The sequence below is a fragment of the Streptomyces diversicolor genome (genome assembly GCF_057537855.1).
In genome coordinates, this window is the sequence record NZ_BAAJXA010000009.1 from 142,177 (window position 1) to 164,066 (window position 21,890).

Here is a 21,890-nt window from a genome sequence, read left to right on the forward strand (position 1 = left end):
GTCAGGGCTCCTCCCCGCTCGGGTCGTATGCGCCCGACGCTATCGCGAGCAGCCGTGACGCCTTCAGTTCGGTCTCCCGCCACTCCGCCTCCGGGTCCGAGCCCCAGGTGATGCCGGCGCCGGTGCCGAAGCGCAGCGTCGGCCCGGGCGCGCCGGCCCGGTCGAGCCAGAAGGTGCGGATGCCGACGGCCAGCTCGCCGGTGCCCCGGTCCGCGTCCACCCAGCCGATGCCGCCGCAGTACGGCCCGCGGGGTGCCGTCTCCAGCGCCTCGATGATCCGCAGCGCGCTCGACTTGGGCGCGCCGGTCACCGAGCCGGGCGGGAACGCGGCGGCCAGCAGCTGCGGCCAGCCGGCCCCGGTGCGCAGCAGGCCGCGGACCGTGGACACCAGGTGGACGAGGCCGGGGTGCTTCTCCACGGCGCACAGATCGGGCACGGTCACGCTGCCGGTGGCGCAGACGCGGCCGATGTCGTTGCGGACCAGGTCCACGATCATCACGTTCTCGGCGTAGTCCTTCGCCAAAAGGTCCGCCTCGGTGCGTCCGGTGCCCTTGATCGGGCCGGACTCGACGGCCGCGCCGTCGCGGCGCAGGAACAGCTCGGGCGAGGCGGTGGCGATCTCCACCCCGTGCCCGGGCAGCCGGATCGTTCCGGCGTACGGCGCCGGGTTGCCGCGGGCGAGCAGCGCGGTCAGGGCGTCGACGTCGGTGTCGGCGGCGGCGGGCGCGGACAGCACCCGGCACAGGTTGGCCTGGTAGACCTCGCCGGCCGCGATGTGCTCGCGGATCCGGCCCACGGCCGCCGTGTACGCGGCGTGGTCCAGGGACGACGTCCACTGCCGGGGCGCCGGTCCCCGCCACCGCCCCGGCACCGGGGCCGGTACCGGCTCGGTCCGGACGTCCGCGAAGCGTGCACAGGTCAGCCGGCCCTCGAAGTCGGCCGCGACCGCCCAGAAGCCGGCGGAGTCCAGGGCCGCCGGGTCGCCGGTGACGTCGAGGAGACCGGTGGCGACGCGGTCGCCGAAGCGGGCGAGCGGGGACAGGTGGTGCACGCGGTCGAGTCTAGGGCGGGTGTCCTCGGGGTGATGCGGGTATGTCCCGCGGGTGCCCTGACCATGCCGTTCGGTGAGCGCAGGGCAGCACGCTGCGCAAACGCGTTTTTGTGCTGGCTCGGGAATCCGCTAGAGTTCAACTCGTCGCCGGGACGCTGACGCCGACCGAAACGACAAGCGGACGTAGCTCAGTTGGTAGAGCGCAACCTTGCCAAGGTTGAGGTCGCGAGTTCGAGCCTCGTCGTCCGCTCGAAGGAACCGGGGGTTCGTCCCGATCCCCTACACTCCTGGTGGAGTGGCCGAGAGGCGAGGCAACGGCCTGCAAAGCCGTCTACACGGGTTCAAATCCCGTCTCCACCTCCACGGACGATTAGCTCAGCGGGAGAGCGCTTCCCTGACACGGAAGAGGTCACTGGTTCAATCCCAGTATCGTCCACTGGATCCGCGAGGGTCCCCGCGCGATTAGCTCAGCGGGAGAGCGCTTCCCTGACACGGAAGAGGTCACTGGTTCAATCCCAGTATCGCGCACGCACGATCCGTGACCGCGAGGTCACGGTCCCGAGGACGATTAGCTCAGCGGGAGAGCGCTTCCCTGACACGGAAGAGGTCACTGGTTCAATCCCAGTATCGTCCACACGCCGAAGCCCCCGGCCGTCTCGTACGGCCGGGGGCTTCTTCGTGGCTCAGCTGGAGAACAGCATGTGGCCGAAGCTCTTGTGACGGTGGTGGCCGTAGTGGCCGTGCCCGCCGTGCGGGGCGCCCCATGCGGGAGCGGACGGGGCCGGGTACGCCTGCGGGGCGGGCGGGGGCGGCGGGGCCGGCTGGGACCACTGGGCCTCCAGGCGGGTCAGCGCCTCCAGCTCTCCGTAGTCGAGGAAGATGCCGCGGCAGCCGCTGCACTGCTCGATCTGAACGCCGTTGCGGTTGTAGGTGTGCATCGGCGCATGGCACTTCGGACACTGCATGGTCGGCTCAACTCCTCGCCGGTCGGTCCTGCTTCGCGGTTCGCCAGGACAGACTCCGCCAGGCCCCGACCGGTTGCAGCCTACGTCGGGAAACCGGGCGTCAACTCCGCGGGCGCGCGCTCCATTCGGGCACAGGCGTCGACGAGGGCCGTCGCCACCTCGTCCGGCGGGCGGTCCGCGGCCAGCGCCTTGGCGACGGCCACGGCGGCGGTCTGCGCGGTGAGGGCGCGGGCCGGGACGTCCAGGGCGGGCCAGGGGTCGCCGTGGCCGGGCACGGCGGGGCCGCCGGCGGCGCGGTAGGCGGTCAGGAAGCGGGTCCACTCGTCGGGCGGCAGGAGCCCGCAGGCGTACCAGGCGGCGGGGCGCGCCAGGTCCCAGGCCGGGACGCCGACGCCCAGGTCGTCGACGTCGATGAGCCGCCAGGGACCGTCCGGGGCGGGGTGCCGCACCAACTGGCCGAGGTGTACGTCGCCGTGGCAGAGGGCGGCGGGGCCCGGCATGGGGGCCGCCGCGCGCGCCCAGGCGGGCAGGGCGGCCCACGCGCGCAGGATCACAGGTGCGGCGGGGGTGCCTGCCGTGGTGAGCGCGGCGCGCAGGCGGGTGATCGCGCGGGCGGCCTTGAGCGGGCCGCGCATGGGCGGTGGCGCGGGGGCCGCGCGGAGGGTCGCCGTCACGGGTCCGGCCGCGGGGGTGCGGTGGAGGCGGGCGAGGAGGGTGCCTGCCGCCTCCCACGGCGCCGCGTCGGGGGCGTGCGGGTCGACCGGCATGCCGTACGGCCAGAGCGTCGCGAGCCGGTCGCCGAGGGTGAGCGGTGCCGTGCCGAGCGGTGGTACGAAGACGTCCGGCAGGCGGGCGGCGACGGCGAGCCGGGCGTCCAGTCCCGCGCGGTCGGTGTCGGGGGCGTGGGCCTTCGCGACGACGTCCGCGTGCCGTACGACGGTGGCGTCGGGGCGGTCGGCGAGGGTGACGGCCGCTGTGCAGACGCACGGTGTCCCCTCCGGGTGGGCCGCGCGCCTGGCCTTCGCGGCCAGGCGCGGCAGGACGGCTACGGTCACGAAGATTCCCCAGGTCCGACGGCTGCTGCCGCGAGCCTACGCGGTGCCCCTGGGCTCGGCGGCCGCTTCGATACGGCGGCGTCGCGAAGGACCGGGCGGTGGAAGCGTCGCGGGGCCGGCGCGTGATCGTTGCGGGGTCCGGGCCATGGGCATTGTGGGCCCGAGCGTGAGCCTCGCGGGACCGGGGCGTGAGCCTCGCGGGACCGGGGCGTGAGCCTCGCGGGGCACGGGCGTAGAAGCGTCGCGGGCCACGGGCGTAGAAGCGTCGCGGGCCACGGGGGCGTGATCGTTGCGGCGCGGGGGCATCCGCGGGCAGGGCGTCGTCGCCGTCGGGTTTGCCGGTGGGCAGCGGTGTGCGGACAGAGCAATGCCGGCGCAGCTCCCCAGCTGCGCCGGCATTTGTGCCGTCCGCCGCACCCCCGTCCCCACGGGGTTTCATGGGTGGATGTCCCCGCCCGGACCGCTCTTCCGGGCCTGGGGTCGCCGGTCAGCGCCCCAGCATCACGCCCACGGACGACGCCTGTGTGGCCACCGTCTCCCAGCCGTCGAAGACGACGAGGAGCAGGGCCGCCAGGGGAAGGGCCATGAGCGTCGCCACCAGCGGGTGGCGACGGCCCTGACGGCGGGTACGGAACGCGGTGCGTCCCTGTGTGCGGAGCAGCGTCCGCGGTGCCGTGTAGGCCATGGCCCCTCTCCTGACCGTGTCGGTTGTCCTTGGCAGCGGCGGGCGTCTGACCTCGGGGGACGAGTGCTGCACCCGCCGCTTGACCTCAAATCTAGGGGGGCGGAGCCCGCCGGACGTCATGCCGTCGTACCGATTCGCGGGCCTACGGGAGGATGAGCCGTCACCTGCTGCGTACTCCCCTGGGTGGAGACGCGGTCCTGGGTCTCGGGGTCTTCCCGGAGGGGGCGTCCGAAGTGATCACCCTTTTCCGGGTTGTCCTGCCGAGGCGCCGGCTGCTCGACCAGGGCGAGGACCCGGTTCGCCATGAAACGTGCGGTGCTCACGACCGCGCCGCTTCTGGTGACTTCGCTCACTTCCACCCCCTCTCGGCGCACCGCCGTCCCCACGCGGCGGCCCGCCCCGCTCGCCACCGCCTCGTAGGTTCGCGTCGTGTCCCCGGCGTCCGCGGCCCTCTCCGCGTGGTCACCCTTCGCTGGTCCAATCCCCCTTCTGTGACGGTCGGTTGGAGTCCGGGCTCGGTCAAGGGCCGCACGAGCGCAGGGTCGCTGACCGCTCTTCAAGTCGCCCACCGGGCACCGACAATCCGTCGGGCCGAGAGGGCGCGGCCTCTGCGCGCGGGCGGCCGGGGAAACGTAAGCTGTGCCACGTCACACGGACCGGGCAGCGGGGATGAACATGGCGATGATGCGCCTGAGGCGCGAGGACCCGCGTGTCGTCGGCTCGTTCAGGCTTCACAGACGGCTCGGCGCGGGGGGAATGGGCGTTGTCTACCTCGGGTCCGACAAGAAGGGACAGCGGGTCGCGCTCAAGGTGATCCGGCCCGATCTGGCGGAGGACCAGGAGTTCAGGTCGCGCTTCGCGCGCGAGGTCTCCGCGGCTCGGCGGATCCGGGGCGGCTGCACGGCGCGGCTCGTCGCGGCGGATCTGGACGCCGACCGGCCGTGGTTCGCCACCCAGTACGTGCCGGGCCCCTCGCTGCACGACAAGGTCGCCGAGGAGGGGCCGCTCGGGGCCGCCGAGGCGGCGGCCGTCGGGGCCGCCCTGTCCGAGGGCCTGGTCGCCGTGCACGAGGCGGGCGTGGTGCACCGGGACCTGAAGCCGTCCAACATCCTGCTGTCCCCGAAGGGGCCGCGGATCATCGACTTCGGCATCGCCTGGGCGACCGGCGCCTCCACGCTCACCCACGTCGGCACGGCGGTCGGCTCCCCGGGGTTCCTCGCGCCCGAGCAGGTGCGCGGGGCGGCCGTCACACCCGCCACCGACGTGTTCTCGCTCGGGGCCACGCTGGCGTACGCGTCGACCGGTGACTCGCCGTTCGGGCACGGCAGTTCGGAGGTGATGCTGTACCGGGTGGTGCACGAGGAGCCGCAGTTGCACGGTGTGCCGGACGCGCTCGCCCCGCTCGTGCGGGCCTGCCTCGCCAAGGACCCCGAGGAGCGGCCGAGCACGCTCCAACTGTCGTTGCGGCTCAAGGAGATCGCGGCCCGCGAGGCACAGGGCCTGACCGACGTACGGCCGCCCTCGCCGCGCGTCGCCGAGGCGGACCGGCCCACCGGCCGGCTCACCGAGACCTACCCGCAGCCGCAGCGCACCCAGCGCCGCCCGCCGTCCTCGCAGGGCGGTACGCCGGCGCCGCGGGGCGGGGCCCCGTCGCGGGGCGGCACACCGTCGCGCGGGGGCGGTGCCGCACGCGGGAGCGGGGGCGCCGCGCGGCCCGGCGGTGCACGGCCGGCCCCGGCATCGCGCGGCACGACGCGTTCCGGCAGCGGGAGCAGGCCCGCGCCGCGCAGCGGGGCCGGGCGCACGGGGCCGCGCCCGACGGGCACCGGCAGACGGCCCGCCAATCCGCGGCTGCTACGGCAGCGGCTGTTCGTGTTCGTCGTGGTGACCCTGCTGGTCGCGCTCGGCATCGCACTGGCCCAGGGCTGTCAGGGCCCCGCACGCGGCCTGGGCGTCGGCACGAGCGGCGGTGCCGTCGGCACGCAGGAGCGACATCTCCCACCGGAGCCCGGCCACCGGAGCGGCACGGCTCCGCACTGACCCCGGAACCGGAGCGCCGCGGTCAACAGCCGCGCTACCGCAGCGCCGTGCCCCGGGTCCCCCCAGGCACCGTGGCCCGGGAGCCTTCAGGGCAGGTCGTCGCACGCCTGGTCGTAGACACCCGGCGCGGGTGATGATCCCGTAGCGGCTCGGCGGCGACCTCGGCTGCATCGCCTCGCAACACACCGTGTTCGCCGGGCCCGACGACGTCGCCCGCTCCGCGGCCGAGGCCGGCCGGGCCCACCAAGTCCGTCTGCGCCGGCCCGCGGCGGCGTCGGATGGGCCGGGAGCGGGCCTAACCGCGGGGGCGGCCGGTGGCCACCGCGTAGAAGGCCACCGCTGCCGCCGCGCCCACGTTCAATGAGTCGACGCCGTGCGACATGGGGATGCGGACCCATGCGTCGGCGGCGACCAGGGCCTGGGTGGACAGTCCGTCGCCCTCGGCGCCGAGCATCAGGGCCACCCGCTCCATCCGGTGCGGGGCGGCCTCGTCGAGGGAGTCGGCCTTCTCGTCGGGGGTGAGCGCCAGGAGTGTGAAGCCCGCCTCGCGGACCGACTCCAGGCCCTTGGGCCAGGTGTCGAGGCGGGCGTACGGCACGGAAAACACCGCACCCATGGAGACCTTGACGCTGCGGCGGTAGAGCGGGTCGGCGCAGTCCGGGGAGAGCAGGACGGCGTCCATGCCGAGGGCGGCGGCCGAGCGGAAGATCGCGCCGATGTTGGTGTGGTCGTTGACGGACTCCATGACCACCACCCGGCGTGCGGAGCGCAGGAGTTCGGCCGCCGTGGGCAGGGGCTTGCGCTGCATGGAGGCGAGGGCGCCGCGGTGCACGTGGTAGCCGGTGACCTGCTCGGCGAGCTCGGGGCTGACGGCGTAGACGGGGGCGGGCAGTTCGTCGATCACGTCGCGCATGACGTCGATCCACTTGGCCGAGAGCAGCATCGAGCGCATCTCGTAGCCCGCTTCCTTGGCCCGTCTGATGACCTTCTCGCCCTCGGCGATGAACAGTCCCTCGGCCGGTTCGCGCTTGCGGCGCAGTTCGACGTCGGTCAGGCCCGTGTAGTCGCTCAGGCGGGGGTCGTCGGGGTCCTCGACGGTGATGAGATCGGCCACAGAGTGATACTGCCTTGTCCTGGGTGCGCTGCCAACGGCTCGGGAAGAGTTCTGTTACCCCCGGTTACCCGGGAGGTGCGGTCACCGGGCGCCCGGGCTCACCCGGCGGGCTCCGCGGCGGGGCGCGGGCCGACGGCGACGACCTCGCCGATGACGACGACCGCCGGCGGCTTCACGTCCTCGGCGCGGACGGTCTCGGCGACGGTGGCGAGCGTCGCGTCGACCCGGCGCTGCGCGGCCGTCGTGCCCTCCTGTACCAGGGCGACCGGGGTGTCCGCGGACCTGCCGTGGGCGATGAGCGTCGCGGCGATCTGCCCGATCTTGTCGACGCCCATGAGGACCACGAGCGTGCCGGTGAGCCTCGCCAGCGCCGGCCAGTCGACCAGGGAGCGCTGGTCGTCCGGGGCGACATGGCCGCTGACCACGGTGAACTCATGGGCGACGCCCCGGTGGGTGACCGGGATGCCGGCCGCGCCGGGCACCGAGATCGCGCTGGAGACGCCGGGGACGACCGTGCAGGGGATGCCGGCCTCGGCGAGCGCCTGGGCCTCCTCCATGCCGCGGCCGAAGACGAACGGGTCGCCGCCCTTGAGGCGGACCACCGACCTGCCCTGCCGTGCGTGCTGGATCAGGGCGTCGTTGATGGCCTCCTGGGCCATGGCACGGCCGTAGGGGATCTTCGCCGCGTCGATCACCTCGACGTGCGGCGGGAGTTCGGCGAGCAGGTCGCGCGGGCCGAGACGGTCGGCGATGACCACGTCGGCCTCGGCGAGCAGCCGGCGCCCGCGCACGGTGATCAGGTCGGGGTCACCGGGTCCGCCGCCGACCAGGGCGACGCCCGGGACGCGGGTGCGGTGGTGCGGGGCGACCAGCGTGCCGTCGCGCAGGCCCTCGACGACCGCGTCGCGGATGGCGGCGGTGTGCCGGGGGTCGCGCCCGCGGGCGTCGGTGGTGAGGACCGCGACCGTGACGCCCGCGCTGTGCCCGGTGGCCGGGGTCCAGGCGGTGGCGGCGTCCGCGTCGTCGGAACGTACGCACCAGACGCGGTGCCGCTCCGCCTCGGCGGAGGCGGCGGTGTTGGCCTCCGGGTCGCTGGTGGCGATGAGCGCGTACCAGGCGTCCGCGAGGTCACCCGCCTCGTAGCGGCGCCGCACCCAGGTGATCGCCCCGGCGTCCGCCATGGCCTCGACGGAAGGGGTCGCCTCGGGCGACACGAGGAGGACGTCCGCGCCCGCCGCGACGAGCGCCGGCAGCCGGCGCTGGGCGACCTGGCCGCCGCCGAGAGCGACCACGCGGCGGCCGGCGAGGCGGAGTCCTACGGGATAGGCGGGGTGTTCGGCCATGAGGGGCGGCTCCTCGTGCGGGCGGTGCGGTGGGCGCGCTACGGCTCCGGAGCGACCCTGACGTGCGGATTTTAGGACGCGGGCGGGGCAGGCCGCGCGGGTGGTCCGGCAGCTGAACCCCGGACCACCGCGGTCGGCGGTGCCCGCCTTACGGCCGGGCCCGCCGCGCCTACTTCTCGGTCACTCCGGCCGAGTCGAACGTCGCCACCTCGTGCATCGCCCGTGCCGTGCTCTGCACCAGCGGCAGGGCGAGCAACGCCCCCGTGCCCTCGCCGAGCCGCAGATCGAGGTCGACCAGGGGGCGCAGGCCCAGCTTGTTCAGGGCGGCCACATGGCCGGGCTCGGCGCTGCGGTGGCCCGCGATGCAGGCCGCGAGCACCTCCGGGGCGATGGCGCGGGCCACCAGGGCGGCGGCGCCCGCGCTGACCCCGTCCAGGATCACCGGCGTACGCAGCGAGGCACCGCCGAGAAGCAGGCCGACCATGGCGGCGTGCTCCAGGCCGCCGACCGCGGCGAGGACCCCGATCGGGTCGGCCGGGTCCGGCTGGTGCAGTTCCAGGGCGCGCCGGACGACCTCGGTCTTGCGGGCCAGCGTCTCGTCGTTGATGCCGGTGCCGCGGCCGGTCACCTCGGCGGGGTCGGCACCGGTGAAGACGGCGATCAGGGCGGCGGATGCCGTGGTGTTGGCGATGCCCATCTCGCCGGTGAGCAGCGCCTTGTTGCCCGCCGCGACCAGGTCGCGGGCGGTCTCGATGCCGACCTCGATGGCCTGCTTGACCTCCTCGCGGCTCATCGCGGGGCCGGTGGTCATGTCGGACGTCCCGGCCCGTACCTTGCGGGGCAGCAGACCGGGGGTGGCCGGCAGGTCGGTGGCCACGCCCACGTCGATCACGCAGACCTCGGCGCCCACCTGGCCCGCGAACGCGTTGCAGACCGCTCCCCCGCCCAGGAAGTTGGCCACCATCTGGGCGGTGACCTCCTGCGGCCACGGGGTGACGCCCTGGGCGTGCACGCCGTGGTCACCGGCGAAGACCGCGACGGCGGCGGGCTCCGGGATCGGCGGGGGGCACTGCCGGGACAGGCCGGACAGCTGGGCCGAGATGATCTCCAGCATGCCGAGCGCGCCCGCGGGCTTGGTCATGCGCTTCTGCCGCTCCCATGCCTCGCCGAGCGCCTTGGCGTCCAGCGGGCGGATGCCGGCGACGGTCTCGGCGAGCAGGTCGTGCGGGTCCTCGCCGGGCAGCGCACGGCGACCGTAGGTCTCCTCGTGCACGACCCAGGACAGCGGGCGGCGCTTGGACCAGCCCGCCTGCGTCAGCTCGGGCTCGTCCGGGAACTCGTCGACGTATCCGACGCACAGGTAGGCGACGACCTCCAGGTGCTCGGGCAGGCCGAGGGCGCGGACCATCTCCCGCTCGTCGAAGAAGCTGACCCAGCCGACGCCCAGCCCTTCGGCCCGTGCGGCGAGCCACAGGTTCTCCACGGCGAGCGCGGAGGAGTACGGCGCCATCTGCGGCTGGGTGTGCCGGCCGAGGGTGTGCCGGCCGCCGCGGGTCGGGTCGGCGGTGACGACGATGTTCACCGGGGTGTCGAGGATGGCCTCGATCTTCAGTTCCTTGAACTGCTTGGCCCGGCCCTTGGGCAGCGACTTGGCGTAGGCGTCGCGCTGGCGCATGGCCAGTTCGTGCATGGTGCGGCGGGTCTCGGGGGACCGGATGACGACGAAGTCCCAGGGCTGCGAGTGGCCGACGGACGGCGCGGTGTGGGCGGCCTCCAGGACCCGCAGCAGCACCTCGTGCGGGATGGGGTCGCTGCGGAAGCCGTTGCGGATGTCGCGCCGCTCGCGCATCACCTTGAGCACGGCCTCGCGTTCGGCGTCCTCGTAGCCGGGCGCGGCCGGGCCCGCGGACCGTGGCTCCTCGCCCGTGCCGTCCTCCTGGTCGGCGGCCCTGGTCCGCAGATCCTCCGCCTGCTGTACGACGTCGGGGGCGTCCTGCGCAGATTCGGCCTCCCGGGGTCCGGGGACCGTGGCGACGGGCTGCTGCGGGGCCGCCGGTGCGGGCTGCGGCTCGCCCTGGTCCTGCGCGGGCAGGACCAGGGGCTGGGGCGGGGTGGGGGCGAGGTGCGGGGTCGTGGGCACGGTGCCGTCGACCGGCACGAAGTGTCCCAGGGACTGGTCGCCGTCCGGGACGGCCGCGACGGTGCCGGGCAGGGGCGTCTGCTCACCGGGGACGTCACCCGCGGGCGTGACGGCGCCAGGAGCGTCCTCGCCGGGAATCCCTTCGACCGGAATCCCTTCGACCGGAGTGCCTTCGACCGGAGTGCCGTCGGCAGGCGTGCCTTCGGTGAGGGCACCGCCGTCGGACGCGGCGACGCCGGGACCCCCGGGGTTGGAGGTGTCGTCGCCGGGGGTCTCGGCCGGCGCCTCCGCGGTGGGTTCCTCCGGCCGGACGGCCTCGGCGGGCGCGGGCACCGGTTCGGTGCCGGGCGCGGCCTGGGCGCCGGACAGGGCCACAGCACCCGGCGCGACCTGGGCGCCGGGCCCGTTCTGCGAGCCGGGCCCGCTCTGGGCGCCGGGCCCGCTCTGGGCGCCGGGCCCGCTCTGGGCGCCGGGCCCGTTCCGCGGTGGCTCGGTGGATTCGGGAGGGTGCGGGGCGAACTGCGGCCCGCCGGCCTCGGCCGCGGGGGCGGCGGGAACGGACCCGTCGTCGGCCACCGGGTCCTCCGGAGTGAGGTGTGCCTCCTTGACCGGTACGGCGTGGTCCGCCTCGGTGTGCTGCGGGGCGGCGGGCGTCGAGGTGCCGGCCGCAGGCGTCAGGGTGCCGGCCGCGGGCGTCAGGGTGCCGGCCGCGGGCGTCGGGGTGCCGTCGGCGGTGGATGCCTCCGGCACCGGGCCCGCCACGGACGGCGCGGGCTCGGCCGGCGGCACCGGGACGGCTCCTTGTGATCCGGTGGCGACCGCGGCCTGCTGGAGCCCGTCGGGCCCGGGGAGGTGCGCGACCGGCTGGGCCGGGTCGCCGTGCGGGGCACCCTCGGGCGCGAACCCGGCCTGCGGAGCGAGCGGTGCCTCGGGGGCCGGGGCCTGCGCACCGTCCTCCGGCCCGGCCTGCGCTCCCTGGGCGGCCTGGTCCTGCTGGGGCGAGGCGGTCTCGGCGGTCGGCATTCCCTCGGCGAGCGGCGCGTCCGGTGGCGTGAGGGCGGTCTGCGCAGCAAGCGTCCCGTCCGCTCCGGTGGCGGCCGTGGCGGTCGGCACCGGGCCGTATCCGCTCTCGGGGCTGGCCGGCGCCGCCGTACCGTGGGGGGCTTCGACGGCCGGCGTACCGGCCACCGCGTACGCCCCGTCATGGCCGTGCCCGGGCTGCGCGTCCGCCGCTTCCCGCGGCTCCTGCCCGGTCATCGGCTCCTGCGCGCTCATCGGCTCCTCGGCCGTAGCCGGAGCCGCCGCCTGGACCGCCTGGGCCGTGTGGTCCGTCCTGTCGGTGCCGTCCGCCACGACCACGCCCGGGGCGAGCCGGGGCACGACGCTCTGCGCGGCGCCGACGAGGCCGGGTCCGGCCGGGGCGACCGCCTCCGCGGGCGCGGGCAGGCCGACCGCCTGGGGCACCGCCATCTGCGGCGCGCCCCACGGGGCCGCGCTCTGCGGGGCCAGGTCGCGCAGCGGCTGGACGTCGAGGTATTCGGGGCCGGTCGTGGGCGGCCCCGGGTGCCGCACCGGGGCGCCCGCGGGGCCGCGGTCGGCCAGGGAGCGGACCGGGCTGGCCGAGGCGTCCGGGATCGGCGGGCCGAGGTGCAGCGGCCGGCGCGGGGCCGCGGGCGCGGCCTGGTCGTGCGGGGCCGACAGGATGGGGGACGCGGCGGCGGACACGGGGGCGGGTTCGGGCGGCCGGACGCCGCTGAGGTCGACGGAGCCGCTGTCCCGGCCGGCCGTCTCGTGCGGGCCGGGTTCGTGGACGGCCTCGACGACGGGCTCCGGGGCGGGCGGGGGCACCTCGTTGCCCCAGGCGCCCTGGGCCCCCGGCAGCAGCAGCTCCTCGTCGGCGGCGGGGGCGTCGGAGAGGTAGTGGTACGCGCCGTGCGCGGGGACGCCCGGCTGCTCCACCATGCCTGCGCTCTCCGGCAGCCCCTCGCCCGGGACCTGGCCGGTGTCCGTCATGCGTACCCCTCGCCCATCGGTTAGTGCTCCTACGACCAGCTCGCCCGGAACGGCGCACCGACCGCCCGCAGTGAAGAACGAGCGTGCGTGCCCAGCGGCACGAACGACCGCCCGGAAAAGGCGACAAAGCCATTCGGTGGCATTGTCCCGGCCGTTCCGCCGTCGCGGCAGCGTGATCCGCGACAGCCCGCTGTGGACTGCGCCACGTTGCGCGTCCTCCGGTTCTGCCGTACCACACCCGCCCCAAAAGGGGCGTGTTTTCCGGACATTGACGAACGAATATCCGGGCCGCCCGGTGCGGTACAACGATCGGCCAGCCTACCGCGCGCAGTACGACAACAGGATCACGGGGCGCGATCCGGCGGGGGTCGCGGGCCGTCTCTCAGCGCGGCGTTTCGCGCTCCGGAAGCTCCCCGGTGAGCAGGAACACGACGCTCCGTTCCGTCTCCGTCCAGGCCCTGGTGTCGAGTTCGACGGACTGCAGAAGGGCGCACTCGACCCGGTATCCGTGTTCGGTCAGGTCGCGGCCGACGAGTTCGGCGGCGTCCCGGGTCGCGGCGTGCGTGACGATGCGCTGCGGGCGGCGGTCGGCCACGGCCGAGACCACGGCCGCTCCGCCGCCGCCGACCCGTACGACGTCCGGTTCGGGAAGGTTCTCCAGGGCGTGCGGGGCCGTGCCGTGCACGATCTGGAGCTGGACCCCGAAGGCGCGGGCGGCGTTCTCGGTGCGGGCGCACGCCCCGGGGTCCCGGTCGACGGCGATGACGGCGGCACCGGCGCGCGCGGCCTCGGTGGCGAACGCCCCGCCGGCGCAGCCGATGTCCCACACCAGGTCGCCGACGCGCGGGCCCAGGCGGGCCAGTTGGGCGGCCCGGAGCAGATCGGTCTCGCCCTCGCCTAGTCCGCCGCCGTACGCCTCGTCGGGCTGCACCCAGCCGCGCGGGCCCTGGCCCGGGTCGCGGCCGGCGATCCAGCCGGCGCTGTCCGCGGCGCCGGCCGGCCCGGCCGGGCCGCCGATGACGATCACGAGGTTGGGGTCGCGCCAGGCGTGGTCGGCGGCCTTGTCGGAGGTGACGACGGTGACCCGCTCGCGTTCGGTGCCCAGTTCCTCGCAGATGACGAAGGTGCGGTGCACGCCGTCGAGCAGCAGGCCGAGTTCGGCGGGGCCCGCGCCGGGTGAGGTGAGCACGGCGACCTTGGTGTGGGCGCGGCATACGTTCACCGCGCGTCGCAGGGTGCGCCGGTGTGCGACGACCACCTGGGCGTCGTCCCAGGGCATGCCGGCGCGGGCGAAGGCCGCGGCCACCGCGGAGACGGCGGGGACGACCTCGACCTCAAGGCCGAACTCGGGGGCGCGCAGGGTCCGTACGACTCCGAAGAAGCCGGGGTCGCCGTCGGCGAGCACGACCGCGCTGCCGCGGTGCGCGGCGATGCGCCGGGCGGCCAGGGCGACGCTGCCGAGACGGATGCGTTCGGCGGTGGGCGGCACCTCGGGCAGGGCCAGGTGGTGGGCCGCGCCCGCGACGAGGGTGGCGGCGCCCAGCGCGGAGCGTGCCGCCGCGGTCAGCGGCGAGCCGTCCCAGCCGATCACCGTGACCCGGTCGGCCATCGTCGTCAGTCTCCAGAGTTTTCGCAGGTCGTCAGGGAGCGGGCGCCCGTACGGGGGCTTGGTGAGAGTACCCGGTGGCGCCGTCGGGCGCGCGAGGGGGCAACGGCCGTGGTCCGGTGCGGGTCAGTTCCAGTCGGAGTACGACGTGAAACCGCCGGTGTCGGCCAGTTGCTCGCCCGTGCCCTCCAGGTCCTCCGGGAGGAGGCTCCACACGATGAAGTCGGTGCGCAGGTCGGACCAGCCGCCGTCCTCGGCGCGGACCCGGGCTATGCAGGCGTTGCGCAGCACGCCCTCGCTGATGCTGCCGATCTTCTGGGCGACCTGCTGGGAGGCGGTGTTGCCGGCCGCGGTGCGCAGTTCGATCCGCTCGAACTCCTGGTCGCGGAAGAGCCATTGGGCGGTGGCCAGCGCGGCCTCGGCGGCATAGCCCTCGCCGCGCGCCCAGGGGGCGATGATGTACGACAGTTCGGTGGCCCGGATGCGCCAGTCGGTCCTGGTCAGCTGGACGACGCCGACCAGGCGCTGGGTGAGGAACTCGGTGACCGCGAGGTCGAGTCCGCGGCCGGCGGCCCGCTCGGTGGGCGCGTACTCGGTGATCCAGGTGCGGGCGGCGCTTTCGGTGAACGGCTGCGGGACATGCGTCCAGGCCACGACCTGCTCGTCGTTCATCATCTCGGCAAGGGCGGGCACGTCGTCCTCGTCGAGGGGCCGCAGCACCAACCGCTCCGTGCTGATGGAGATGGTGGGGAAGGTGCCAGTCATGCGCCGCTCCGTAACCTTGGGACGATCCCTCAGGGCCTGCTGAACTGCCCAGCATGCAGCATGCGGGCGGCGCGTCGCACCACGGGGTCCGCACCCGGTGCGAGTGCGGACCCCGTGCGGGCCGAAACGCCGTGCACACGCCTCAGCCGGAGCCGGCCGGCACCGGCGAAGGTGGACGTGCGCATCGGTTCGCTTCCCGGTCCGGCTCAGAAGGACGGGATGACGGAGCCCTGGTACTTGTCCTCGATGAACTTCTTGACCTCGGGCGAGGTGAGGAGCTTGGCGAGCTTCAGCACCCGCGGGTCCTTCTCGTTGCCCTCCTTGACGGCGAGGAAGTTGCCGTACGGGCTGTTCTTCGCGGACTCCAGGACGAGGGCGTCCCCGGCGGGCTTGAGGCCGGCGGAGATGGCGTAGTTGCCGTTGATGACCGCGGCGTCCACGTCGTCCAGGGAGCGCGGGGTCTGGGCCGCCTCGACCTCCTTGAACTTGAGGTTCTTGGGGTTGTCGGCGATGTCCTGCGGGGTGGCCTCGCTGCCGGTGCCGTCCTTGAGGGTGATGAGCTTGTTGGCGGCGAGCAGCTTCAGGGCGCGGGCCTCGTTGACGGCGTCGTTCGGGACGGCGACGGTCGCACCGCTCTTGAGGGCGTCGGCGCTCTTGACCTTGTGGGAGTAGAGGCCGAGCGGTTCCAGGTGCACCGTGACGACGGGCACGATGTGGGTGCCGCGCTTCTTGTTGAAGTCGTCGAGGTAGGGCTGGTTCTGGAAGTAGTTGGCGTCCACCGAGCCGTCCTCGGTCGCGGTGTTCGGGACGATGTAGTCCTGGAACTCCTTGACCTCCAGGTCGAGTCCGGCCTTCTTCGCCAGGTTGTCCTTGACGAAGTTCAGGATCTCGGCGTGCGGGGTCGGGCTCGCGGCGACGATCAGCGGCTTGCCGGTGTCGGCGGAGGACGTGGAGTCGTCCTTGTCGGAGCCGCAGGCGGTGAGCCCGAGGGTGAGGGCTGCGGCGGCGAGGACGGCGGCGGTGGTCTTGGCGGTGTTACGCACGAAAAGTGCCTTTCCTTAAGGGCGGAGCAGTCCCGCGGTCGGTGGTGCGGGAGTTCTGGGGACGCTGGGTGCGGTCAGGCGGTCTTGCCGGTGGGCGCGGACGCCTTGAGCAGCCGCAGCCTGGGGGCGGGCCCGGACCGGCCGGCGCGCCGGTGCAGGGCGCGGGCCGCGTAGTCGCCGGCGAACTGGATGACCGAGATGACGACGGCGAGAACGCCGACCGTGATCCACATCAGCTCGGTCTCGAAGCGCTGGTAGCCGTAGCGGATGGCGATGTCGCCGAGGCCGCCCGCGCCGACCGTGCCGGCCATGGCGGAGTAGCCGATGAGGGCGACGATCGTGGTGGTGGTGCTGGAGATGAGCGAGGGCAGCGACTCGGGCACGAGCACCTTGCGCACGACGGTCCAGGTGTTGCCGCCCATCGACTGCACGGCTTCGACCAGTCCGCCGTCCACTTCGCGGACGGCCGTCTCGACGAGCCGGGCGAAGAACGGGATCGCGCCGATGGCCAGCGGCACGATGGCCGCCTCGCGGCCGATGGTCGTGCCGGTGATCCAGCGGGTGAAACCCATCAGCGCGACCATCAGGATGATGAACGGCATGGAGCGTGCGATGTTCACGATCTGCCCGATCACCTTGTTGGCGACGACGTTCTGCAGCAGTCCGCCGCGGTCGGTGAGGACGAGCAGCACGCCGAGCGGGAGCCCGCCGACGACGGCGATGAGCGTGGACCAGCCGACCATGTAGAGGGTGTCCCAACACGCCTGGGACAGCAGGGGCTGCATCGCAGACCAAGTCACTTGGCACCGTCCTTCATCAGCGCGGACTCTTCGGCGGGGGTGGCGGGCCGGCCGACGACGTCGATCTGCAGGCCCTGTTCGCGCAGGAAGCCGATCGGTACGACGTTGTCCTCGTAGCGGCCGGGCAGTTCGATGCGCATGCGGCCGATCTGGAGGCCGCCGACGGTGTCGATGGCGGCGCCGAGGATCGAGATGTCGATGTTGTACGTGCGCGAGAGCTGGGAGACGACGGGCTGGGTGGCGGCCTCGCCGTGGAAGGTGACGTCGAGCACGGTGCGGTCGCTGCCGGATGCCTCGCCGCCCACCGGGAAGAGCGCGGCGGCCAGTTCGGAGCCGGGGGTCGCGAGGATCTCGCTGACCGTGCCGGACTCGACGATGCGGCCCCGGTCCATGAGGGCGGCCGAGTCGCAGATCGACTTGACGACGTCCATCTCGTGGGTGATGAGCAGGACGGTGAGGCCGAGCTGCCGGTTCAGGTCGCGCAGCAGGTGCAGGATCGAGCGCGTGGTCTCCGGGTCGAGGGCGCTGGTTGCCTCGTCGGACAGCAGCACCTTGGGGTCGCCGGCCAGGGCGCGGGCGATGCCGACGCGCTGCTTCTGGCCGCCGGAGAGCTGGGCGGGGTAGGCCCCGGCCTTGTCGGCGAGGCCGACCAGGTCGAGCAGTCCGAGCGCCTTGCGGGAACGTTCTTTCCCTGACATGCCGAGGATTTCCAGCGGCAGCTCGACGTTGTCCTTGACCGTCCGCGAGGACAGCAGGTTGAAGTGCTGGAAGACCATGCCGATCCGGCTGCGCGCCCGGCGCAGTTCCTTGCCGGCCCGGGAGCCGCGCCCGGCCAGGGCGGTGAGGTCCTGTCCGGCGACGGTGACCGTTCCGGACGTCGGACGCTCCAGCAGGTTGACGCAGCGGATGAGCGAGGACTTGCCGGCGCCGGACTGGCCGATGACGCCGTACACCTCGCCCTCGCGGACGTGGAGATCGACGCCGTCGAGGGCGGTGACCTCGCGGCCGCGGGTGCGGTAGACCTTGGTCAGGCCCGATGTGGTGATCACGTGGGTTTCCGTCACTGTCGGGGGTGGGCGCGGGTGTGCCCGGCGGGTGCGTTCGGGCGGGCGCGGCACGGTCCTCGCGGTGGCGTGGTGACCGGGAGGAACGGGGTGCGGGGCCGGCGTCGGTCGCGTGGGTCGCGCGGCGGCGCACGGACATGCCGCGACGTCTCGCTTCGGGGCGCGGGACTCAGGCGGTGCGGGGGCCCTCTAGCAGGCGCACATTCGACCCGTACAACGAGCACCGGGCGTCATGGTCGCCTCGGTCGCAAGGGCGCGGCTGCTCGTCGTGGTCATGCGGTCAGTAAACCAGACGTACGGTGCTGACAGACCGTCGCTGTCCGCATGCTGGACAGCGGCGGACAGGGTTCAGCCGCGGACGGAGATCTCCACTTCCCCGTCGGTGACCAGTGCCGACAGGGCCGAGAGGTCCTTGACCACCAGGTCGGCGACCAGCTCGTGCGCCGGATGGGTTGTGGCCAACGCCACGGTCGCCATGCCGGCGGCGCGGCCCGCCCGCAGCCCCGCGGGCGCGTCCTCGAAGACGACGCAGCGGGCCGGGTCGACGCCAAGGCGCCGGGCGGCGAGCAGATAGGGCTCGGGGTCGGGCTTGCCGCGCGTGACGTCGTCGGCGGTCACAAGCGTCTTGGTCCTGATGCCGACGGCGTCGAGCCGGGCCTCGGCGAGCCGCCGGGTGGCGGAGGTCACCACCGCCCACCGGTCGGCCGGCAGCGAGTCGAGGAAGTCGCGGGTCCCGGGCAGCAGTCGTACCCCTCCCCCGGTCACGTCCTCGACTTCCAGCTGCTCGATGCGGGCGACGGCCGCGGGCACGGCCGCGGCGGGCAGCAGATCGGCGACGATCTCCGCGGCGGTCCGCCCGTGCAGCTCCACCCGCCCGAACTCCGCCTCCGTCAGCCCGTACTCCCGCGCCCAGCGCGTCCAGCAGCGGCGGACGGATTCGAGTGAGGAGACGAGGGTGCCGTCGTTGTCGAACAGGAGGGCTTGCGCACGGATCGTCATGGCCTCGACCCTACGGCGCCGGGCCCGGACGCGGCCGGGCACCCCGGGCGTAATAGGGTCACCGCATGCTCAATCCCCTGACGCTGGTGACCGGGGTCGCCGCGCTGCTGCTCGCCGCCTGGTGCGGCTGGGCGGCCCATCGTGACCAGCCCACCAAGGACTGGCACTTCATCGGGATGGCCGTGGTGTCGCTGCTGGCCGTCGTGCAGTTGGCGGTCGGCATCGTGCGGCTGGCCCGGGGCGAGGACCCGGAACAGGGGAAGACGATCTTCGTGGCCTATCTGCTGGGCGCGTTCGCGTGCATTCCGGCGGCGGGCTTCATGTCGCTGGCCGAGCGCACCCGGTGGGGCTCGGTGACGGTCGCCGCCGGCGGCGTCGTCCTCGCCGTCCTGGAGGTGCGGCTCTATGACATCTGGGGAGGGTGAGGTGACCACCACGCAGGGCGGGCCGTCGCGGACCCGGCTGATCGGCGGTCCCGGGATACTGCTCGTCTGGCTCTACGGCGTGATGGTCGTCGGGGCCGTGTCGCGGTCCGTCTACCAGATCGCGACCGAGTTCGACCGGGCGCCGCTCGCCTACTCGTTGTCGGCGGTGGCCGGCGTCGTCTACGGGTTCATCACGTACTCGCTGGTGCGCGGCGGCGAGCGGGCCCGCAGGGCGGCGCTGGTGTGCTGCGCCGCCGAACTCGCGGGTGTCCTCGTCGTCGGGACCTGGACGCTGGTCGAACCGTCCGCCTTCCCGGACGCGACGGTCTGGTCCGACTACGGCATGGGGTACGTCTTCATTCCCGTGCTGCTGCCCGTGACGGCGCTGTACTGGCTGCGCCGGGGACGGGCCGGCGTCACGCCGTAGCCGCGTACGTCCCGGCCGCCTTCTCCAGGACGATCATCGGGACGCCGTCCTCGCCCTCGGAGGTGCCCACCGTCTGGTAGCCGACCCGGCGGTACAGCCGCAGGTTGCCCTCGCTGCGGTGGCCGGTGCGCAGCCGGAAGGTGGTGGCGCCGCGCTCCTCGGCGAGCGCGGCCTCGGCGGCGCGCAGCAGCCGGGCGCCGATGCCGTGCCCCTGCAACCGCGGGTGGACGCAGAGTTTGCCGATGGAGGCCGCGCCGTCCTCGGTGACCGTGCCGCGGACGGAGCCGACCACCTCGTCGCCGAGCCGGGCGACGAAGACGCAGTCGGCCGCGACCTCCGCGCGGACCGAGTCGAGGCTCTGGACGAGCGGATCGATGCGGTAGTTGCCGTACAGCGCCGCCTCGCTCTGGAAGCACAGGTACTGAAGCCTGAAGATCTGCTCCGCATCCCGCTCGGTCGCCGCCGAGATGGTCACGCTCATGCCCATGTGCGCATGCCTCCCGCTCACCTGATCGCCTGTGGTTCCTCACTCCTATCCCCGCGCTCAGCCGGCCGCAACCTCCGCTGCCAGCAATCGCCGCAGACATCCCAGACATTTGGAACGTTCCGGCCCGAGACTGCCCTGTGAGATACCCAACTCCCCCGCGATTTCCCGATAGGTGAGGTCCCTCGGGGACAACAGCGCCTCCAGCAGCCGCGGACAGCGGCCCGGCAGCCGGCGCACCGCCTCGCGCAGCGCCCGCTGCCGCGCCGCGGCCAGCACGGCCTGTTCGGGCCCGCGGCCCCTGTCGTCGGCGGGCTCGGTCTCGTACGGCCGCTCGGCGCGGGCCCGGCGCCGGCTGCGCCGCGCCTCGGCGCGCACCGCACGGCGCAGCCAGCCCTCGGGGTCGGCCGGCGGGCCCACGGTGGCCAGGCGCTCCAGGAGGCGCAGCCAGACCGCCTGCTCCAGATCGGCCGGTTCGGCTCCCGCGGCATGCGCCTCGGCGCCCGCCTCGGCGGTGAGCAGGGGGCGCAGGGCGGCAACAAGGTCGTGCGTCATATGCGCAACGACGTGGCCGCCCCGGCGCGGGTTGCCGGGGCGGCCAGGTGTCAACCCGAACGGGCGTGACGCACTCAGTTGTTGACGAAGTCCTCACGGGCGAGCAGACCGGTGTCCGTGTTGTCGGTGAACACGCCGTCGATGCCGGTCGCGAAGTACGCCTGGAACGCGCCGAAGGCGTCTCCGTAGGCGTCCGCGTCGGTGCCCTTGCGGAACTCCTTCGGCAGGAAGGGGTTCTCGTTGCGCATGGTGTAGGGGTGCAGGATCAGGCCCACCTTGTGCGCGTCGGCGACGAGCGTGGTCGGCGCGTCCAGGCTGCCGTCGGCCTTCCTCGTGATGACGAGGTCGAGGGTGGGCCCGATGCCCTGCGCGTAACCGGCGATCTCCCGCAGGCCCTTGGGCGTGATGAGGTCGGCCACGGTGCGCGGGTCGCCCGCCTCGACGAAGTCCCAGGGGCGGGTGCCGGCCGAGGAGAGCAGCACGACCAGCGGGTTGTCGACCAGCGTGTTCAGCCGCTGGATGCTGCCCGGCTCGAAGGACTGCAGGATGACCGGCGAGTTCCGCTTGTCCTTGCCGTACTTGCGCAGCAGCTTGGCGACCCGCTCCTCCAGGCCCAGGCCGAGCTTGCGGAAGTACGTGGGGTGCTTGGTCTCCGGGTAGATCCAGACCTGCTTGCCGCGCTTGCGGGTCTGCTCGTCCTGCCACTTCAGGACCTCTTCGAACGTGGGGATCTCCCAGCGTCCGTTGTAGAGGTTGTTGTGCGGGCGGTTGGCCGGGATGCGCTCGACGGCGCGCAGGGTCTTCAGCTCGGCGAGCGTGAAGTCCTCGGTGAACCAGCCGGTGGTGGAGACGCCGTCGAGGACCTTGGTGGTCCTGCGGGACGCGAACTCGGGGTGGTCCGCGACGTCGGTGGTGCCGCCGATCTCCGGCTCGTGCCGGCACACCAGATGGCCGTCCTTGGTCGGCACCAGGTCACCGGCCTCGACGATGTCGGCGCCCATGTCGAGAGCCAGCTGGTAGGAGCCGAAGGTGTGCTCGGGGCGGTAGCCGCTGGCACCCCGGTGGCCGATGATCGTCGGCACGGGCAGGCTCTTCAGGCCGCCGCCCTGCCCCTTCGACCTGGGCTCCGTGGCCCGCGCGGCGCCGGGCAGTCCGAGGACCGCTCCGCCGGCGCCGAGCACCGCGGCGCCGAGAAGCGCCCGCCGTCCGGTTCCCTGCGTCTGCTCGTTCGACTCGTGCCTGTCCATGAGGGCCTTCCTGCCATCCGGCCGCCGTGTCCGGCGCCCCCTCCGGGCGCCCCGGCCGGTGTCCTCGTG

At 73.8% G+C, this 21,890-nt stretch carries 20 protein-coding genes and 5 tRNA genes; 8 read left to right on the top strand and 17 right to left on the bottom strand.

The features are described 5' to 3' along the window. Position 1 precedes the first annotated feature (1 nt). A complete protein-coding gene (locus AC27LF_RS13090) occupies positions 2 to 1,051 on the bottom strand; it encodes a chorismate-binding protein (protein ID WP_479656488.1) in 1,050 nt (349 codons plus the stop codon). Between the two features lie 177 nt (positions 1,052 to 1,228). Between AC27LF_RS13090 and AC27LF_RS13095 the strand changes: the two genes are divergently transcribed. From AC27LF_RS13095 to AC27LF_RS13115, 5 genes are all read left to right on the top strand, one after another. Then, positions 1,229 to 1,301: transfer RNA gene (locus AC27LF_RS13095), tRNA-Gly, on the top strand. 39 nt (positions 1,302 to 1,340) lie between these two features. Further along, positions 1,341 to 1,414, top strand: a tRNA-Cys gene (locus AC27LF_RS13100). Position 1,415: 1 nt separating this feature from the next. Continuing rightward, a tRNA-Val gene (locus AC27LF_RS13105) sits at positions 1,416 to 1,487 on the top strand. A 20-nt stretch (positions 1,488 to 1,507) separates the two neighbouring features. Continuing rightward, positions 1,508 to 1,579, top strand: a tRNA-Val gene (locus tag AC27LF_RS13110). Between the two features lie 34 nt (positions 1,580 to 1,613). After that, positions 1,614 to 1,685: transfer RNA gene (locus AC27LF_RS13115), tRNA-Val, on the top strand. Between the two features lie 49 nt (positions 1,686 to 1,734). On the opposite strand, the gene AC27LF_RS13120 is transcribed toward AC27LF_RS13115, so the two are convergent. From AC27LF_RS13120 to AC27LF_RS13135, 4 genes are all read right to left on the bottom strand, one after another. Beyond that, the gene (locus AC27LF_RS13120) at positions 1,735 to 2,016 is read right to left on the bottom strand and encodes a TFIIB-type zinc ribbon-containing protein (protein WP_404025434.1); all 282 of its coding nucleotides are present in this window, start codon (positions 2,014 to 2,016) and stop codon (positions 1,735 to 1,737) included. Positions 2,017 to 2,096: 80 nt separating this feature from the next. After that, positions 2,097 to 3,071 (bottom strand): phosphotransferase family protein, encoded by a 975-nt coding sequence (locus AC27LF_RS13125; protein WP_479656489.1) that lies wholly within the window; start codon positions 3,069 to 3,071, stop codon positions 2,097 to 2,099. Between the two features lie 487 nt (positions 3,072 to 3,558). Further along, on the bottom strand, positions 3,559 to 3,756 hold the full coding sequence (locus AC27LF_RS13130; RefSeq protein WP_479656490.1) for a hypothetical protein: 198 nt from the start codon (positions 3,754 to 3,756) through the stop codon (positions 3,559 to 3,561). 116 nt (positions 3,757 to 3,872) lie between these two features. Next, entirely contained in the window at positions 3,873 to 4,238 is a 366-nt protein-coding gene (locus tag AC27LF_RS13135; RefSeq protein ID WP_479656594.1) for a hypothetical protein, read from the bottom strand. Between the two features lie 187 nt (positions 4,239 to 4,425). Between AC27LF_RS13135 and AC27LF_RS13140 the strand changes: the two genes are divergently transcribed. Beyond that, positions 4,426 to 5,796 (top strand): serine/threonine-protein kinase, encoded by a 1,371-nt coding sequence (locus AC27LF_RS13140; protein ID WP_479656595.1) that lies wholly within the window; start codon positions 4,426 to 4,428, stop codon positions 5,794 to 5,796. A gap of 295 nt (positions 5,797 to 6,091) precedes the next feature. On the opposite strand, the gene AC27LF_RS13145 is transcribed toward AC27LF_RS13140, so the two are convergent. The 9 genes from AC27LF_RS13145 to AC27LF_RS13185 form a co-directional block, all read right to left on the bottom strand. Beyond that, entirely contained in the window at positions 6,092 to 6,910 is an 819-nt protein-coding gene (locus tag AC27LF_RS13145) for a TrmH family RNA methyltransferase (RefSeq protein WP_404025427.1), read from the bottom strand. 98 nt (positions 6,911 to 7,008) lie between these two features. After that, entirely contained in the window at positions 7,009 to 8,253 is a 1,245-nt protein-coding gene (cobA, locus tag AC27LF_RS13150) for a uroporphyrinogen-III C-methyltransferase (RefSeq protein ID WP_479656491.1), read from the bottom strand. A gap of 169 nt (positions 8,254 to 8,422) precedes the next feature. Beyond that, on the bottom strand, positions 8,423 to 12,406 hold the full coding sequence (gene cobT, locus AC27LF_RS13155; protein ID WP_479656492.1) for a nicotinate-nucleotide--dimethylbenzimidazole phosphoribosyltransferase: 3,984 nt from the start codon (positions 12,404 to 12,406) through the stop codon (positions 8,423 to 8,425). A gap of 382 nt (positions 12,407 to 12,788) precedes the next feature. After that, the gene (cbiE, locus tag AC27LF_RS13160) at positions 12,789 to 14,015 is read right to left on the bottom strand and encodes a precorrin-6y C5,15-methyltransferase (decarboxylating) subunit CbiE (RefSeq protein ID WP_479656493.1); all 1,227 of its coding nucleotides are present in this window, start codon (positions 14,013 to 14,015) and stop codon (positions 12,789 to 12,791) included. A 123-nt stretch (positions 14,016 to 14,138) separates the two neighbouring features. After that, positions 14,139 to 14,777: a GNAT family N-acetyltransferase gene (locus AC27LF_RS13165; RefSeq protein WP_479656494.1), complete on the bottom strand. Its 639-nt coding sequence runs from the start codon at positions 14,775 to 14,777 to the stop codon at positions 14,139 to 14,141. A gap of 206 nt (positions 14,778 to 14,983) precedes the next feature. Then, positions 14,984 to 15,820: a MetQ/NlpA family ABC transporter substrate-binding protein gene (locus AC27LF_RS13170; protein WP_479656495.1), complete on the bottom strand. Its 837-nt coding sequence runs from the start codon at positions 15,818 to 15,820 to the stop codon at positions 14,984 to 14,986. 74 nt (positions 15,821 to 15,894) lie between these two features. Beyond that, positions 15,895 to 16,620 carry a methionine ABC transporter permease gene (locus tag AC27LF_RS13175; protein WP_479656496.1) on the bottom strand — a complete coding sequence of 242 codons (726 nt, stop codon included), beginning with the start codon at positions 16,618 to 16,620 and terminating at the stop codon, positions 15,895 to 15,897. Next, entirely contained in the window at positions 16,617 to 17,669 is a 1,053-nt protein-coding gene (locus AC27LF_RS13180; protein WP_479656497.1) for a methionine ABC transporter ATP-binding protein, read from the bottom strand. Before AC27LF_RS13180 ends, AC27LF_RS13175 begins: the two co-directional genes overlap by 4 nt. Before the next feature lie 363 nt (positions 17,670 to 18,032). Further along, a complete protein-coding gene (locus tag AC27LF_RS13185) occupies positions 18,033 to 18,683 on the bottom strand; it encodes an HAD family hydrolase (protein ID WP_479656498.1) in 651 nt (216 codons plus the stop codon). 65 nt (positions 18,684 to 18,748) lie between these two features. Here AC27LF_RS13185 and AC27LF_RS13190 point away from each other — a divergent pair, with 65 nt between their 5' ends. Next, positions 18,749 to 19,108 (top strand): hypothetical protein, encoded by a 360-nt coding sequence (locus AC27LF_RS13190; protein ID WP_479656499.1) that lies wholly within the window; start codon positions 18,749 to 18,751, stop codon positions 19,106 to 19,108. Beyond that, a complete protein-coding gene (locus tag AC27LF_RS13195) occupies positions 19,089 to 19,535 on the top strand; it encodes a hypothetical protein (RefSeq protein WP_479656500.1) in 447 nt (148 codons plus the stop codon). The genes AC27LF_RS13190 and AC27LF_RS13195 overlap by 20 nt, the downstream gene beginning before the upstream one ends. Here the strand turns inward: AC27LF_RS13195 and AC27LF_RS13200 are convergent. The 3 genes from AC27LF_RS13200 to AC27LF_RS13210 all read right to left on the bottom strand — a co-directional run bounded on the left by AC27LF_RS13200 (position 19,525) and on the right by AC27LF_RS13210 (position 21,821). Then, complete coding sequence (locus tag AC27LF_RS13200) at positions 19,525 to 20,022, bottom strand: GNAT family N-acetyltransferase (RefSeq protein ID WP_479656501.1); 498 nt, start codon at positions 20,020 to 20,022, stop codon at positions 19,525 to 19,527. The two genes, AC27LF_RS13195 and AC27LF_RS13200, sit on opposite strands and share 11 nt — an antisense overlap. 57 nt (positions 20,023 to 20,079) lie before the next feature. Further along, positions 20,080 to 20,574, bottom strand: coding sequence for an RNA polymerase sigma factor (locus tag AC27LF_RS13205; RefSeq protein WP_479656502.1), 495 nt, complete (start codon positions 20,572 to 20,574; stop codon positions 20,080 to 20,082). Positions 20,575 to 20,648: 74 nt separating this feature from the next. Continuing rightward, positions 20,649 to 21,821, bottom strand: a complete 1,173-nt coding sequence (locus AC27LF_RS13210) for a glycerophosphodiester phosphodiesterase (protein ID WP_479656503.1) — start codon at positions 21,819 to 21,821, stop codon at positions 20,649 to 20,651. Between the last annotated feature and the right edge of the window lie 69 nt (positions 21,822 to 21,890).

What these genes read in the sequence shown, in the direction of transcription:
- AC27LF_RS13200 (WP_479656501.1), bottom strand. Translation starts at nt 20,022, where the DNA reads ATGGGCATGAGCGTGACCATCTCGGCGGCGACCGAGCGGGATGCGGAG.
- cbiE (WP_479656493.1), bottom strand. Translation starts at nt 14,015, where the DNA reads ATGGCCGACCGGGTCACGGTGATCGGCTGGGACGGCTCGCCGCTGACC.
- AC27LF_RS13210 (WP_479656503.1), bottom strand. Translation starts at nt 21,821, where the DNA reads ATGGACAGGCACGAGTCGAACGAGCAGACGCAGGGAACCGGACGGCGG.
- AC27LF_RS13205 (WP_479656502.1), bottom strand. Translation starts at nt 20,574, where the DNA reads ATGACGCACGACCTTGTTGCCGCCCTGCGCCCCCTGCTCACCGCCGAG.
- AC27LF_RS13130 (WP_479656490.1), bottom strand. Translation starts at nt 3,756, where the DNA reads ATGGCCTACACGGCACCGCGGACGCTGCTCCGCACACAGGGACGCACC.
- AC27LF_RS13195 (WP_479656500.1), top strand. Translation starts at nt 19,089, where the DNA reads ATGACATCTGGGGAGGGTGAGGTGACCACCACGCAGGGCGGGCCGTCG.
- AC27LF_RS13140 (WP_479656595.1), top strand. Translation starts at nt 4,426, where the DNA reads ATGAACATGGCGATGATGCGCCTGAGGCGCGAGGACCCGCGTGTCGTC.
- cobT (WP_479656492.1), bottom strand. Translation starts at nt 12,406, where the DNA reads ATGACGGACACCGGCCAGGTCCCGGGCGAGGGGCTGCCGGAGAGCGCA.
- cobA (WP_479656491.1), bottom strand. Translation starts at nt 8,253, where the DNA reads ATGGCCGAACACCCCGCCTATCCCGTAGGACTCCGCCTCGCCGGCCGC.
- AC27LF_RS13165 (WP_479656494.1), bottom strand. Translation starts at nt 14,777, where the DNA reads ATGACTGGCACCTTCCCCACCATCTCCATCAGCACGGAGCGGTTGGTG.
- AC27LF_RS13185 (WP_479656498.1), bottom strand. Translation starts at nt 18,683, where the DNA reads ATGACGATCCGTGCGCAAGCCCTCCTGTTCGACAACGACGGCACCCTC.
- AC27LF_RS13120 (WP_404025434.1), bottom strand. Translation starts at nt 2,016, where the DNA reads ATGCAGTGTCCGAAGTGCCATGCGCCGATGCACACCTACAACCGCAAC.
- AC27LF_RS13190 (WP_479656499.1), top strand. Translation starts at nt 18,749, where the DNA reads ATGCTCAATCCCCTGACGCTGGTGACCGGGGTCGCCGCGCTGCTGCTC.